Annotated in this window: 15 protein-coding genes; 7 read left to right on the forward strand and 8 right to left on the reverse strand. The window is 66.1% G+C overall.

The annotated features are described in order from the left end of the window. Positions 1-77: 77 nt before the first annotated feature. Positions 78-689: a TetR/AcrR family transcriptional regulator gene (locus AC3IMC_RS14875; RefSeq protein ID WP_490919324.1), complete on the reverse strand. Its 612-nt coding sequence runs from the start codon at positions 687-689 to the stop codon at positions 78-80. Between the two features lie 124 nt (positions 690-813). On the opposite strand from AC3IMC_RS14875, the gene AC3IMC_RS14880 reads away from it, so the two are divergent. The 5 genes from AC3IMC_RS14880 (at position 814) to AC3IMC_RS14900 (ending at position 4,527) form a co-directional block, all read left to right on the forward strand. Then, complete coding sequence (locus AC3IMC_RS14880) at positions 814-1,371, forward strand: NAD(P)H-dependent oxidoreductase (protein ID WP_490919325.1); 558 nt, start codon at positions 814-816, stop codon at positions 1,369-1,371. A gap of 168 nt (positions 1,372-1,539) precedes the next feature. Beyond that, on the forward strand, positions 1,540-2,196 hold the full coding sequence (locus tag AC3IMC_RS14885) for a GerMN domain-containing protein (protein ID WP_490919326.1): 657 nt from the start codon (positions 1,540-1,542) through the stop codon (positions 2,194-2,196). Positions 2,197-2,266: 70 nt separating this feature from the next. Continuing rightward, positions 2,267-3,559: an aminotransferase-like domain-containing protein gene (locus AC3IMC_RS14890; protein WP_490919327.1), complete on the forward strand. Its 1,293-nt coding sequence runs from the start codon at positions 2,267-2,269 to the stop codon at positions 3,557-3,559. A gap of 44 nt (positions 3,560-3,603) precedes the next feature. Beyond that, entirely contained in the window at positions 3,604-4,032 is a 429-nt protein-coding gene (locus tag AC3IMC_RS14895; protein ID WP_221384308.1) for a universal stress protein, read from the forward strand. 159 nt (positions 4,033-4,191) lie between these two features. Next, positions 4,192-4,527: a hypothetical protein gene (locus AC3IMC_RS14900; RefSeq protein WP_221384309.1), complete on the forward strand. Its 336-nt coding sequence runs from the start codon at positions 4,192-4,194 to the stop codon at positions 4,525-4,527. 33 nt (positions 4,528-4,560) lie between these two features. Here the strand turns inward: AC3IMC_RS14900 and AC3IMC_RS14905 are convergent, their stop codons facing one another. The 5 genes from AC3IMC_RS14905 to hisC all read right to left on the reverse strand — a co-directional run bounded on the left by AC3IMC_RS14905 (position 4,561) and on the right by hisC (position 10,196). Beyond that, positions 4,561-5,175, reverse strand: a complete 615-nt coding sequence (locus AC3IMC_RS14905) for a phosphatase PAP2 family protein (RefSeq protein WP_490919329.1) — start codon at positions 5,173-5,175, stop codon at positions 4,561-4,563. Between the two features lie 3 nt (positions 5,176-5,178). Further along, on the reverse strand, positions 5,179-6,708 hold the full coding sequence (locus tag AC3IMC_RS14910) for a dihydrolipoamide acetyltransferase family protein (RefSeq protein WP_490919330.1): 1,530 nt from the start codon (positions 6,706-6,708) through the stop codon (positions 5,179-5,181). Between the two features lie 7 nt (positions 6,709-6,715). After that, on the reverse strand, positions 6,716-7,696 hold the full coding sequence (locus tag AC3IMC_RS14915; RefSeq protein ID WP_490919332.1) for an alpha-ketoacid dehydrogenase subunit beta: 981 nt from the start codon (positions 7,694-7,696) through the stop codon (positions 6,716-6,718). Continuing rightward, a complete protein-coding gene (gene pdhA, locus AC3IMC_RS14920; RefSeq protein WP_490919333.1) occupies positions 7,696-8,928 on the reverse strand; it encodes a pyruvate dehydrogenase (acetyl-transferring) E1 component subunit alpha in 1,233 nt (410 codons plus the stop codon). Before pdhA ends, AC3IMC_RS14915 begins: the two co-directional genes overlap by 1 nt. Before the next feature lie 149 nt (positions 8,929-9,077). Next, positions 9,078-10,196, reverse strand: coding sequence for a histidinol-phosphate transaminase (gene hisC, locus AC3IMC_RS14925; RefSeq protein ID WP_490919334.1), 1,119 nt, complete (start codon positions 10,194-10,196; stop codon positions 9,078-9,080). Between the two features lie 18 nt (positions 10,197-10,214). Between hisC and AC3IMC_RS14930 the strand changes: the two genes are divergently transcribed. Further along, positions 10,215-10,640 carry a phage holin family protein gene (locus AC3IMC_RS14930; protein WP_490919335.1) on the forward strand — a complete coding sequence of 142 codons (426 nt, stop codon included), beginning with the start codon at positions 10,215-10,217 and terminating at the stop codon, positions 10,638-10,640. A gap of 196 nt (positions 10,641-10,836) precedes the next feature. After that, complete coding sequence (locus tag AC3IMC_RS14935; RefSeq protein WP_490919337.1) at positions 10,837-11,730, forward strand: hypothetical protein; 894 nt, start codon at positions 10,837-10,839, stop codon at positions 11,728-11,730. A gap of 31 nt (positions 11,731-11,761) precedes the next feature. Here the strand turns inward: AC3IMC_RS14935 and AC3IMC_RS14940 are convergent, their stop codons facing one another. Together AC3IMC_RS14940 and AC3IMC_RS14945 are read right to left on the reverse strand one after the other, a co-directional pair. Then, on the reverse strand, positions 11,762-13,111 hold the full coding sequence (locus AC3IMC_RS14940) for a hypothetical protein (RefSeq protein ID WP_490919338.1): 1,350 nt from the start codon (positions 13,109-13,111) through the stop codon (positions 11,762-11,764). Then, complete coding sequence (locus AC3IMC_RS14945) at positions 13,111-13,413, reverse strand: hypothetical protein (protein WP_490919339.1); 303 nt, start codon at positions 13,411-13,413, stop codon at positions 13,111-13,113. Before AC3IMC_RS14945 ends, AC3IMC_RS14940 begins: the two co-directional genes overlap by 1 nt. Positions 13,414-13,480 lie beyond the last annotated feature (67 nt).

Raw genomic sequence — 13,480 nt, forward strand, 5'->3', positions numbered from 1 at the left:
GGCGCGCCGTATCAGATCGTTATGAATAGTTCTGTGAAGTTCGTTTGACTAGACGCGGGGAGCTCCAGGCGCGTAATCTACCCGCCGCCCACCACGCGTGTGACAAGATCCCGCCACGAGGCGGCCAGCTGTGCGCTTGTCACGCCGTGCTCCCGGATGAGGTGCAGGAGCCGCTCGGGGTCCAGGGTCGCGGTCAGGGAACCGGCCATGAGCCATGGATCGGAGGATTCGAAACGGGCATCGCGGAGCAGCATTTCGACATGCCTGTTCCAGAGCGCCGCGGCAGGCACCTCAAAACGGCCCCGCGACGCAACTTCGGCGGCCAGCACAAGATCCCCGTACTCGACGACGTACGCGATCCGTTCAGTCCCGAAGGCAACGAGGCGGTCAAGCGGCGGGGCACCAGGGCCCAGGGGTGGAGGCCCAAAAAGGAAGCGGGACTGGAAGGCGGCCTCTGAGTCATTGAGCAGCGTCAGCATCAGCCCTGCCCGGCTTCCGAAGCGGCGGAAAACCGTACCCTTGCCCACTCCCGCCCGCTCGGCCAGCCGGTCCATGGTGATCCCTTCAGCCCCGCACGCATCAATCAACTGCCGGGCAGCCGCCAACAGGCGCTCCCGGTTGCGGGCGGCATCGCTGCGTTCGGCGGCGGCGGCCAGGCCGGCTCCCGGCCGCATTGGGATCAGGCTCACAAAAACAGTGTAGCTGCGGGGAAATAGAACCGGACTGTGGTCCGTTTAGTCTGGTGAAGGCTCGAAAAGCCTGAAATTTTGACCCTCCCGCGGCCCCCCGCCGCGGCCCTATCCAGGAGTCTCAATGACCAAGAGCACCGTACTCACCCTCGTCGGCAGCCTTCGCGCCGAGTCCACCAACCAGAAGCTTGCCGAAGCGATCCAGCTCAACGCCCCCGAGCAGGTGGACGTGGTGATCCACGAAAGCCTCGGCAACATCCCGTTCTACAACGAAGACATCGACGTCGAGGGCCAGGTACCTGCCGCCGCAGCCGCCCTGCGGGCAGCAGCCAATGAGGCGGACACCGTCCTGCTCGTCACCCCTGAACACAACGGGACTGTTCCGGCCGCGCTGAAGAACGCCATCGACTGGCTGTCCCGTCCCTTCGGTGCAGGTGCACTGGCAGGCAAGCCCACCGCCGTCGTCGGCACGGCCTTTGGACAGTACGGCGGCGTTTGGGCCCAGGACGAGGCCCGCAAGGCCGTGGGTATCGCCGGCGCCGAGGTGCTCGAGGACGTCAAGCTTGCCGTCCCCGGCTCCATGGTCCGCTTCGCGGAGATCCACCCGAAGGACGACGCCGAGATCGTGGAGCAGATCAAGGGCATCTTCGACGCCCTCGCAGCTTCCAGCCCCGCAGCCTGACCAACCACTTCCCTGTGCCCGGCACGCCACCGCGTGCCGGGCACTGCCGCGTCCAGGGACAGTTCGTGACCAAGTCTTGTCCCAACCGGTACCTGGCAGACATCCATGCGGGAGAAGGGGAACGTAGCGTTAATTCCCTCAACTTCCCGGGACGGATTGCGGTGCAGGATGGCAGGCGGATGGAACCGGCAGGCATACTCGGCGGCGCTGGCTGCCTCCGCCTGCCTGGCCCTGTCCGTTGCGCTCACCGGCTGCACGGACCAGCCCGCACCGGAGCCGGGGCCGTCTTCCGGCGCGGCCGCAGCGGGCCTCCCCGGCGGCACTCCGTCCGTCACCGCAGTTCCCGCCGCTCCACAGGCCTCCCCTGAAGGCAGGCTTGTCGGCAGCGGAGGCCCCGGCACGGCGCCCACCCGCCCTGTGCTTGCGTACTATGTGCTTCCGGCCGACGGCGGCAACCATGGCGTGCGCTTCGGCTGCAATGACAGCCTGGTAGCGCTTCCTGCGACCGGCCCCGCATCCGGTGATGCACTGGCCTCATCGGTAGCCGCGCTTCTGCTCAGCCCGCAAACGCCGCATGCTACCGGCACAGCATTGCCCCGGGTGTACAACGCACTGGCCGGCTCCCGGCTGACCTTCCTCTCCGGCAGCTTCGACGGCACCACGGTCACTCTGTACCTGGCGGGATCACTGCGGCCGGACAGCCCCTGCGACGCGCCCCGCATCGAGGCGCAGCTGACGCAGACGGCGGTGGCGGCAGTAGGCGCCATCCGCGCCGATATCCACGTCAACGGGCAAAGCCTTGCGGATGCCCTCGGGTTGAAGTAGCCGCAAGAACAGGTGAGCAGACAACAACAGCCGTTGCTTTTGAGGCAACTACCAGCTGTATCCTGTGGATGTGAGCCACGAGACACTTGATGCCGCGGCAGGGACGCTGCCGGCCGAAGCCATTGACGCTATCGAACGTGCCGCCACATCGGCCCACCGCCATGAGGAACTGTTCTCCGAAAGGGCGGCCAACATCCGGCAGTCCGCAGTGCGGGACGTCTTCGACATCTCGCTCCGCCCGGGACTGGTCTCCCTGGCTGGCGGCAGCCCTTACCTGCAGTCCCTGCCGATGGAGCGCCTGGCCGCGACCGCCGCCAAAATCATTGCTGAAGACGGGCTGACTGCGCTGCAGTACGGCCCCGGGCAGGGGACCGAAGAACTGCGCACCCAGATCTGCGAGGTGATGGCCGCGGAGGGCATCAAGGACGCCTCGCCGCGCAACGTGGTCATTACCGCCGGCTCCCAGTCCGCGCAGGATGTCGCCACGAAGCTCTTCTGCAACCCCGGCGACGTGGTGCTGGTCGAGGACCCCACCTACGTTGGCGCGCTGAACACCTTCGAGTCCTACCAGGTCCAGGTGGAAACAGTTGAAATGGACGGGTACGGCCTGGTCCCCGAACTGCTCGAAGCCCGGATTGCCGCGCTCCAGCTTTCCGGTAAGAACATCAAGTTCCTCTACACCATCCCCAACTTCAACAATCCCTCCGGCATCACGCTCGCGAGGGAGCGGCGCCAGCAGGTCGTGGACATATGCCGCCGCGCGAATATTCTGGTCCTTGAGGACAATCCCTACGGGCTTCTGCGCTTCGAAGGCGAGGCGCTTGCCCCTCTCCGGGCGGACAACCCCGACGACGTCATTTACCTGGGCTCCTTTTCAAAAATCTTCGCCCCCGGGCTGCGGATCGGCTGGGCGCTGGTTCCTGAGCACCTCCAGCGCCGCTATTACCTTGCCGCGGAATCGGTGACGCTCTGCCCGCCGGCCCTGAACCAGATGCTGGTCTCCGCCTACCTCCGCGATTACGACTGGAAGGGGCAAATCCAGACCTACCGCGGGCTCTACGCCGAACGCTGCCGCGCCATGCTCACGGCCCTTGCGGAACATATGCCCGCCGGAACCACGTGGACCAGCCCGCAGGGCGGGTTCTTCGTCTGGGTGACGCTGCCGGAGGGCATTGACACCTACCCGCTGCTGCACAAGGCGATCGACGCCGGAGTGGTGTTTATCCCCGGCGCCGCCTTCACGCCGTCGGACGAGCCGTCCAACAAGCTCCGGCTGGCCTTCAGCGCGGTGGCTCCCGAAGCCATCATCGAAGGGGTGCGGCGGCTGGCGCCGGTGCTTCAGGAAGCCATGGCCGCACTGTAGCGTAAGCCTCACGATTGCCGTAAACCGAGCAAAGGAGCATGCATATGGCCGGAATTATCGTTGTGGGCGTTGACGGCAGCCAAACCGCAAAGAAGGCGGCCGAGTCCGCCTGGGACCTTGCCGCGGCTCTTGGCGCCTCGCTGCACGTGGTGTCGGCCTTCGACAGCGACCGGACAGAAGTGTTCGGCAGCGGATCCGACCAGTGGATCGTTTCGGATGCGGACGCCGCCGAACAGGTTGCGAGGACGGTGGCGGAATCACTCGGCCGGGACATCACGGTGACCTACACCGCCGCGCGGGGCCGGCCGGCGGACGCCCTCATCAAGGAGGCTGTCCGCATGGACGCCAGGATCATCGTGGTGGGAAACCGCCGGATGCACGGCATCGGCCGTGTCCTGGGCAGCGTCGCCAACAGTGTTGCCCACAACGCCCCCTGCGACGTCTACATCGCCAACACGTACGACGCCGACTGAGAGTTGCGCCGGACACTCCCCCTGGTGGTGCGAATCGCTGTGGGGGGTGTCCGTTCTCACGCCTATATCACCCTTTCAGCTGCAGGCGCAACGATAAAATTGAACAGGCCCCAAAGGCGTGGACATCCGAAATCCACCGCCACCAAAGGGGCTTTTGACTTGATCACCCTCCAGCGCCGCCAGCTCGTAGGCCACGATATCCTCCTCGCGCGCCACGGCAACCACATCAGCTCCATGCGCGTGGACCGCAGCAATGACCGGGTGGTGGCCCTGCTCGATGACGGCAGCCTGGACAGCGCACCGAACCTCATCGCCCCGAACCTCCAGCTTCCGCACACCGTCCGCAGTGTCCTGCGCGAGGACTGGAAGCTCCTGACCGCGTGGGCGGGCATGGCCGGCGGCATGGGCGTCCTGATGACCGCCGCCGCCGTGCTCCTGGGGACTACGGCAGATCCGGCCATCCTGGAAGCTTTCGCCGCCTACTCCACGTTCTAGGGCTCCTGCCCCCCAGAGGGCTTCCGGTCCCCGTCAGCCGACCAGCCAGCCCTTCAACAGCCACCAGATTCCGGCCATCACCAGGCCCCCGAAGAGCGATCCGGCCACCACCTGCGCCACGGAATGCGCGCGCAGGACCACCCTGGACCAGCCGACGGCCGGGACCAGCAGCAGTAACGGCGCCCAGGCAGCCCCGAGCATCACCACGGCGACCACCGCCGAGCAGGAGATCGCGGCGGCATGGCCGCTCATTTTCCAGAACGGGCTGACGGCGGCCAGCACCGCCACTCCCCCGACCACTGCCAGCACCATGGCGATCACGCTCCGCGGCGCCCCCACTGCAGGCAGCACCAGCAAACCCAGAGCGATGCAGCCCAGAGCCATCAAAAGCACCGGCGCGCGCTGTTTCCTGTCGCTGACATGGTGGTCCGTGACCTTGCCCTGCCTGACCAGGACCAGGAGCAGGAAAAGGGGAAGCACGCACACGAACAGGGCCGCCAGCGCGCCGTAGCCCACAGTGCCCGGAAAACCGGGCTCCACGAGCGGGCTGATCAGCAGCTGGATGCTGACCACCACTGGCGGCTGGAACGCTTCCGTCAGCCACTTCGCGGTGAGGTTCTTCGTGCGGACCGGTCCGCCGATGGCCACGTCCTAGTCCAGCAGGAGCGCCGGCTCTTCCAGGATGGCCGCGACATCGGCCATGAAGCGGGCAGACAGATCACCATCCACAACGCGGTGGTCGAACGATCCGCCAAGCGTGGTGATCCAGCGCGGAATGACCTCACCGTCAAGGACCCAAGGCTTCTGCTTGATGGTTCCGAACGCCACGATGGCCACCTCGCCCGGGTTGATGATGGGCGTGCCGGTATCGATGCCCAGGGCCCCGATGTTCGTGATGGTGAGGGTGCCGCCCTGCATCTCGGCGGGCTGGGTCTTACCGGCCCGGGCCGTGGTGGCCAGGTTGTTCAGCGCCTGGGCCAGCTCCTTCAGTGACAGGTCCTGGGCGTTCTTGATGTTCGGAACCATCAGGCCGCGCGGGGTTGCCGCGGCAATGCCCAGGTTCATGAAGTGCTTGACGTGGATCTCCGCGGTCCCGGACCCGGCGTCGTCCACCCAGGCGGCGTTGACGCTGGGGTTCCGTGCGGCGGCCCAGATGACGGCCTTGGCAAGGATCAGCAGCGGCGAGACCTTGATGCCTTCAAAGTCGCGCGAGGCCTTGAGCCGCTTGACGAACTCCATGGTGCGGCTGGCATCCACATCAACGAAGATGCTCACGTGCGGCGCTGAGAAAGCCGATTCCACCATCGCCTTCGCTGTCGCTTTGCGGACACCCTTGACCGGGATCCGCTCCACGCGCTGGTCCTGCGGCTTTCCGGCCCTGCCCCAGAAACCGTCGGCCTTGTCCAGTTCCGCGTCGCGCTGGGCCTGGTAGCTGACCAGGTCCTCCCGCGTCACCTCGCCGCGTGAACCCGTGGCCACCACATCGGCAAGGTCGATGCCCAGGTCGCGGGCGATCTTGCGGACGGGCGGTTTGGCCAGGACGCGGTTGACCAGTCCCGTGATGGAAGCGCCAAGGGTTGGCCGGTTATCGACGACGGATGCGGCCTGTGGGGGCGCTGCGGCTTGCGCGGGGGCCTGGGTGACTTCGGCCGGGGAATGGGGCTGCACCGGCTCCACCTCCGGGGCGTTCACGGACACGGATGCGGCGGGCGTTGCCTTCCGCGGGCGTCGCTTGACGGCGTCGGCCTTGGGGCCCGAGCCCACCAGCGGACCGCCCTCCGGGGCACTGTCTTTGGCGATGTCCCCCGCACTGTCCTGCGCGCCGCCGTCGGGCAGCTTGCCGTAAAGCGGCTGCGCTTCCTGTGCCGGCTGGGCCTTCTGTACTGGCGGTGCAGGTGCTTCCGGCGCACGGACGTCAGCCGGGGTCGGGTCGCCGGAGACATCGTCGCTGACGCTGATGATGGCTGTGCCGACGTCGATGGTCACCCCTTCCTGCACCAGGAGTTCGCTGACGGTCCCGGCAAACGGGGACGGCAGTTCCACGATCGACTTGGCGGTTTCGATCTCGCAGAGGACGTCGTTGATGGCGACAGTGTCCCCGGGCTTGACCTTCCAGGAGACGATTTCAGCCTCGGTGAGGCCCTCGCCGACGTCGGGCAGGTTGAACTTGTTAAGGGTCATGGTGTCCTCAGTAGGAGAGGGCGCGGTCCAGCGCCTCCAGGATGCGGTCGATGTCGGGAAGGTAGTCTTCCTCCACCTTGGCAACGGGGTACGGCATGTGGAAGCCGCCAACGCGGATCACGGGTGCCTCCAGGGAGTGGAAGGCACGCTCGCTGATGCGGGCCGCGATCTCCCCGCCGATGCCGCCGAATGTGGGGGCTTCGTGGGCCACGATCAGCCTGCCGGTCTTCTGCACCGAGGCCGTCACGGTATCGAAGTCGATGGGCGAAATGGAGCGGAGGTCGATGACTTCAACGCTCCTGCCGTCCTCGTCCGCGGCGTTGGCTGCGGCAAGGGCCACGGGGACCAGCGGGCCATAGGCCACGATGGTGGCGTCGGTCCCCTCGCGCAGGACGTGCGCGGTGAAGGGATCGGCTGAAGGGCCCGGGACGTCGCGATCGACCTCGCCCTTGAGCCAGTAGCGGCGTTTCGGTTCAAAGACAATGACCGGGTCCTGGCACTCCACGGCCTGCTGGATCATCCAGTAGGCGTCGTGCGGGTTGGACGGGGTGATGATGCGCAGGCCGGCGGTGTGGGCGAACAGCGCCTCGGGTGATTCGGAATGGTGCTCCACGGAGCCGATGCCTCCGCCGTAAGGGATGCGGATGACGACCGGAACGGTCAGGTTGCCGTTGCTGCGTGCGTGCATCTTGGCGAGCTGGGTGGTGATCTGGTTGAACCCGGGGAAGACAAAACCGTCGAACTGGATCTCGCACACGGGGCTGTAGCCGCGCAGGGCCAGGCCGATGGCCGTTCCGATGATGCCGGATTCGGCCAGCGGGGTATCCACCACGCGGTCCGGGCCGAACTCGCCGATCAGCCCGTCAGTGACGCGGTAGACACCGCCCAGGGGGCCGATATCCTCGCCCATGAGGAGCGCTTTCGGGTTGGCAGCCAAGGTGGCGCGCAGGCCCTCGTTGATGGCCTTCGCTATGGTCATCGTTGTCATCAGTGGCCTGCCTTTGCTGCTGCACCGTGCTGCGCGGACGGCTCTTCATCGCCCGCGAATCCTGCCGTGTATTCCTCGAACCACGCCAGTTCCTCGGCGACGAGCGGGTGCGCCTCGGCGTAGACATTGGCGAAGGCCTGCCGGATGTCGGGGTTTTCGAGGTCATGGGCTGTCCGCCGGACGTAGGCGGCGAGTTCATCGCCGTCGGCCTTGACCTTGGCGAAGAAGGTATCGTCAGCAAGGCCCTCCGCGCGCAGGTATTTCTCAAGCCGGGAGAGCGGATCCTTGGCCCGCCACGCCTCTTCTTCGTCGGAGTGGCGGTATTTGGTGGGATCGTCGGCAGTGGTGTGGGCACCTACGCGGTAGGTGAAGGCCTCGATCAGGACCGGGCCCTTGCCCTGCCGGGCGTGCTCCAGTGCCCATTCAGTGACGGCGTGCACCGCGATAACGTCGTTGCCGTCCACGCGGATGCCGGGGAAGCCGTAGCCCTTGGCCCGGTTGGACAGCGGAACGCGGGTCTGGACGTTGGTGGGCACGGAAATGGCCCAGTGGTTGTTCTGGCAGAAGAAGACCACGGGCGCGTTGTAGGAGGAGGCGAAGACCATTGATTCGTGGACGTCGCCTTCTGAGCTGGCACCGTCGCCGAAGTAGGCGATGACGGCAGCGTCCGGCTCGTTGCCGGCCGCACCGGCCAGCTTCTGGTCGCGCTGGATTCCCATCGCGTAGCCCACCGCGTGCAGCGTCTGAGCGGCCAGGACCAGGGTGTAGAGGTGGAAGTTGGTCTCCCTGGGGTTCCAGCCGCCGTTGGACACGCCGCGGAACTGGCGCAGCAGCTCGGCCAGGTCAACGTTGCGGGTCAGGGCGACGCCGTGTTCACGGTAGGTGGGGAAGATGTAGTCCTGCGGCTGGCTGGCCCTGCCGGAACCGATCTGGGCGGCTTCCTGGCCCGTCAGCGGCACCCACAGGGCAAGCTGGCCCTGGCGCTGGAGGGCGGTGGCCTCGATGTCGAACCGGCGGATGGCGGCCATGTCCGCGTAGAGCCCCCGCAGGGCGTCCGGAGTGAGCTTGTCCGCGTAGCGGCTGAACATCGGATCGGTGCCCAGCTTTCCGTCCGGGCCGAGCAGCTGCACCATCTGGGCCGAGGGATCGCCCATAACGGCTTCGGCGTCAGCCTCCCGCTGGTCGTCTACCGCTGTTCCGTCGAACTCGGTGGAAGGCAGATGAGTGCCCATACCGTCTCCTTGCTTGCCGCATCCGATGCAATGCAAATGTCGCTGGGATATATGCCTCAAGGGGAATACATTCCCGTCAAGGCATATACAATGGCTTACTGATCCTAACTTTATCTTCGGTAGGTAGCGGAAGGGCTACTTGTTAAGCGCTAGGAAGTGGCGGAGGCCTTTGTATAGTCGGCACACAATTGGAGGAAGCGGCTGTTGGCTTCCACTTCCCCGATGCTCACCCTGACGCCCTCTCCCGGAAACGCCCTCACCGACAATGCCTGCGCGCCCGCCAGCTCTGCGAAGGTGGCACTTTCAGCACCGAGCGCCAGCCACACAAAGTTGCCCTGGGCCTCGGGTACGTTCCATCCCATCTCCCGCAGTCCGGCGGTGACCCGCTCCCGCTCGTCGACGAGCTTTTGTACCCTTTCCACAACCTGGGCGTAATTCTGCAACGACACGACCGCTGCCTTTTCTGCAATTTGGGACACCGCGAACGGCGTTGCGGCCACCCGAAGGTACTGGGTCAGTTCCGGGTGGGAGACGCTGTAGCCCACCCGCAATCCTGCCAGGCCGTGTGCCTTGGAAAAGGTCCTCAGCACCACCACATTGGGGTACTTGCGGTAGAGCGAGATCCCGTCCACGGCGTCGCCGGCACGGACGAATTCCTGGTAGGCCTCGTCGATCACCACCACCACGTCAGCCGGGACGGACCGGATGAATGCTTCGGTCTCGGCCGCCTTCAGGGCCGGACCGGTGGGATTGTTGGGTGTGCAGAGGAGGATCACCTTCGTCCGGGCACTGACGGCGGCCGCCATGGCGTCGAGATCGTGCCTGCCGTCTGCCGTGACCGGAACCCGGACGCTCTCCGCACCTGCCAGTCCCACGCTGATGGGGTACGCCTCGAATGACCGCCACGCGTAGATGACCTCGTCCGCCTTGCCGTCCTCGTTCTGGCCGGCGAACGCAGCGAGGATCTGGTTGAGCGCGCCCAGGCTGCCCGCTCCGGTCACGATGTCCTCCGCAGGAACGTTGAGGAAGTCGGCGAGCGCGGCGCGCAGCTTGCTGCTCAACGGGTCCGGATAGCGGTTGAAGTCCGTCTGGCTGGCGATGGCCTCCAGGACGGCGGGAAGCGGGGGCAGCGGGTTCTCGTTCGAGGACAGCTTGTAGCTGGCCATTCCCTCAACGGCCGCGGGGGGCTTGCCCGCGGCATACCGCGGAAGCCGGTCCAGCACCGGGCGCGGTGCAATTCCGCCTGTCCTGGTCTCAGATGGGGTCATGGCCACTAGCCTAGTGGCATGGGTTCGCTTATCCTCCGGATCATCGTCAACGCCGCAGCCCTCTGGGTGGCCAGCTGGATCCTGCCCGGGATGGACATCTCCAGCACGGCGACATCCGACGCCGTGGCCAGGTCCGGCATCTCACAGGACGCGGATACGATCGGCATCATCCTCGCTTATCTCTTCATCGGCCTCATCTTCGGTGTGGTCAATGCCTTCGTCAGGCCGCTGGTCAGGCTCCTTGCGCTGCCGATCACCATCCTGACACTGGGACTGTTCGCCATCGTCATCAACGCCGCGATGCTGTACCTGACTGCGTGGCTCAGCAGCTACACGCCCGTCCACCTCAGCATCGATTCCTTTTTCTGGACGGCTGTGCTGGCCGCGATCATCATCTCCCTGGTCTCCCTGGTGGCAGGACTGCTGCCAGGCGGCCGGCGCTGACCCGCATAACCGGGGCTTACCCGCCCAAGTAGGAATAAGCGCAGAATCGGGTACACCCGCGCCCGGTTCCCCCGATAACCCTCCAAAATTCCAGTACCGGCCACGCATGACCCCTCAAGGCCAGGCTTCCTAGGCTGCTTCCCGTGGGCCACCGAAGGGCCCGCTGCTGTCAGTTACGGAAGCTCGGGGTCGAAGAATGAAACCGGTAATAATCCTGGCTGCTGCCTGCCTGCTGTTCGCCGTCCAGGCGGGCCCGGCGCAGGCGGACGCCACATCAGAGGCGCCCGCCGATGGCGTGCTCGGCAACGACATCTCCTGGCCCCAGTGCGGCGAAGATCTGCCTGCACCGCCGGCGTTCGCGATTGTCGGAGTGAACGGGGGACGTCCGGATACGCTAAACCCGTGCCTGGCTGAGCAGCTGGCCTGGGCGGACCGCACCCTGGATGCAACGGGTGGCACTCCGGCTGCCCTGTATGTGAACACCGCGGCAACGGGGCCGGTCGAGTCGTTGTGGTGGCCGGCCGACAACACTTATCTGGATAACGACATCAGCAACCCCTACGGACTGTGCGATGGGAGCGCGTCCCCGGCGTGTGCCTACGTCCACGGGTACGCCACAGCCTTCAACGACGTGGTCATTGTGAAGGGCGCGGGTGGCAGCACAGTACGCCGCATGTGGTGGCTGGACGTCGAAACCGGAAACAGCTGGTTATCCAACAAGACGGCGAACGCCGCGGAACTGGAAGGCATGACCGATTACCTGGTGGGAACCGGCGCAGAGGTAGGCATCTATTCCACCGGGTACCAATTCGGTGAGATTGCGGGCGAAATCAGCCCCGCCAGCAGCCTCTACAGGCTCAAGAACTGGCTGGCGGGCGCGGACGACACGTCATCGGCGCAGGAGTACTGCTCGGCGGCAGCCCTCACGAGCGGCGCGACCGTCACGACCACCCAGTTCACCGCAGGGAACCTCGACTACAACTACCGGTGCCCGGCGGCCGCGCAGCCACCAACTCCGCAGCCCGCCCCGCAGCCGGAGCAAAGCCGCTTCGACGCCTACGCCGAAATGCACGCCGCCCAGATCTCGTGAACCCTTCCCCGTCCCGGCGAATACAAGCTGTTCACTTGGCACCTTGTTGCGGCCGCCCCGAGAAGGGGTCCCTGCGGTCCATGGGAGGAGGCGGCGGTGGCGTCTTTGACAGGGAGAAGCGCGTGGCCGTGGCGGCGCCGCCTGCACCCAGCACGGCGCCCAGCACCGCGGTGGACTGCACCAGTGAGGGGTCTTTGCTGGCTGCCACAAGGCGGCCGGCCTCCTCGTATCCGCCGAGCCTGTGCCCGGGCCCCAGCCCGGCGTCCTCCCCTCCCCTGACATAGAGGTCGTTGGTCATGGTGACCGTGACCTGGTTCCTGGCATCCCGGTTCGGCATACCGTCGCTGCCCGGCACCCAGTCCGTGCGGTGCTCCAGGTGCAGCGTGTTGACGCCTGGAGGAAGCGAAATGCGTGAAATGGGTGATCCGGCGGTCAGCACGAACTTCATGTCGTACTCGTCCTGGAACCGCTCATCAGCCGCAAGGTTCATGGCGTGGATTCCTCCCTGGCTGTAGCCCACGGCGATCACGTCTGCCCCGCGCTCCGCGCCGGAATCACGGAGCGCCCGGAGGACGGCACCATTGACCTCCTTCGAATTGCTGCCCAGCCCATCCACTATCCCGCCCAGGTCGAAGGGGTTCGTGCCCTCATCCGCCTTGTTGACCTGTGTTCCGGGAACAAGGACGACATAGGCCTTTCTTCCGTCGTTATCCACCTCGACCACCTCAATGAAGCCACTTCCGCGCTCCTCAAGCAGTCTGACGCGCTCCAGCAGCCCTGCCGTTGAAGCGTCGAGATCCAAAGTGATGCTTTCTTCCTGCTTGACTGCGACCGTTCCCGTACGGAGTCCCGGATCAGCCCATTCAAGAAGGGGTTTTATGGCAGGAAGTCCGGTGACGGCGTTTCCCAGCAGCATTTCGGTGGCAGCCCCGTTCAGGAATCCTGTCCGCCAGAAGTCGGTGTGTTTCTGGAGTTCCACCAGCGGCGGCGACATGCCGGGGGTACGCTGCAGGTGGCGGACCCCTTCCTCGGCCACCTCATATTCAAACCGGCAGCCCCGGACCTGGCTGCTGATCCGCTGCAGTTCCAGCCTGGCGCGTTGGACCGCATCCCGCGCCTCCCCCACCGCGATCAGGGCCGCCGTTCCCGTGCTGCGCGGCTCATTCTGATGGGCGCCGAGGTCCCGCCAGATGTTGAAGACCTCGGTTTCCACGTCGCTGAGCCGCTCTGCCAGGCCGTCGAGCTTCCCGGCACCGAGGTCCAGCTCCTCCAGTTGGACGGTGATTCCACCCACCCCGCCCCTGACCATCAGGTTGCCGTCGGGGGCCGGCGGCGAGAGACGGATGGGGCCGCCGGAACCTGACGGGATGATGTCGGCCATCAGGGCCGGCCTCCGTAGGAGCAGTCGGACGTCAACGCCGCCCGGGCATGAGCGGCGACTGCCACCGATGCCTCGTGCATCCGGTCCAGCGCCCGGCGCACCGCTACTGCCTGCAGACTGACTGCATCCCGGTAGGCCTGTCCGGCAGGAGACTGCCACTCCAGCATCTGGATCTCCCGGAACCCGGCGAGGACTTCCTCGGTGCGGCCGGCGCAACGGTCCAACCTCGCTGCCAGCTCCTGGACCGCAACGCTGGTGCCCAGCCCTCCGCCCCGGATCCCCTCCGCCAGATCGTCTGCCATGCCGGCCCCCTGCCGCTGCCCGGGCTGCTGCTCGTCGCGCCTCAGTCCTTGTGTTTCCACGCTAGGG

It is taken from the genome of Arthrobacter sp. E70, from assembly GCF_058266945.1.

Excerpts from the sequence above, each read along its gene's own strand:
- pdhA (WP_490919333.1), bottom strand. The coding sequence starts at position 8,928 with ATGGGCACTCATCTGCCTTCCACCGAGTTCGACGGAACAGCGGTAGAC.
- AC3IMC_RS14935 (WP_490919337.1), top strand. The coding sequence starts at position 10,837 with ATGAAACCGGTAATAATCCTGGCTGCTGCCTGCCTGCTGTTCGCCGTC.
- hisC (WP_490919334.1), bottom strand. The coding sequence starts at position 10,196 with ATGACCCCATCTGAGACCAGGACAGGCGGAATTGCACCGCGCCCGGTG.
- AC3IMC_RS14880 (WP_490919325.1), top strand. The coding sequence starts at position 814 with ATGACCAAGAGCACCGTACTCACCCTCGTCGGCAGCCTTCGCGCCGAG.
- AC3IMC_RS14930 (WP_490919335.1), top strand. The coding sequence starts at position 10,215 with ATGGGTTCGCTTATCCTCCGGATCATCGTCAACGCCGCAGCCCTCTGG.
- AC3IMC_RS14885 (WP_490919326.1), top strand. The coding sequence starts at position 1,540 with ATGGCAGGCGGATGGAACCGGCAGGCATACTCGGCGGCGCTGGCTGCC.
- AC3IMC_RS14945 (WP_490919339.1), bottom strand. The coding sequence starts at position 13,413 with ATGGCAGACGATCTGGCGGAGGGGATCCGGGGCGGAGGGCTGGGCACC.
- AC3IMC_RS14895 (WP_221384308.1), top strand. The coding sequence starts at position 3,604 with ATGGCCGGAATTATCGTTGTGGGCGTTGACGGCAGCCAAACCGCAAAG.
- AC3IMC_RS14910 (WP_490919330.1), bottom strand. The coding sequence starts at position 6,708 with ATGACCCTTAACAAGTTCAACCTGCCCGACGTCGGCGAGGGCCTCACC.
- AC3IMC_RS14915 (WP_490919332.1), bottom strand. The coding sequence starts at position 7,696 with ATGACAACGATGACCATAGCGAAGGCCATCAACGAGGGCCTGCGCGCC.
- AC3IMC_RS14940 (WP_490919338.1), bottom strand. The coding sequence starts at position 13,111 with ATGGCCGACATCATCCCGTCAGGTTCCGGCGGCCCCATCCGTCTCTCG.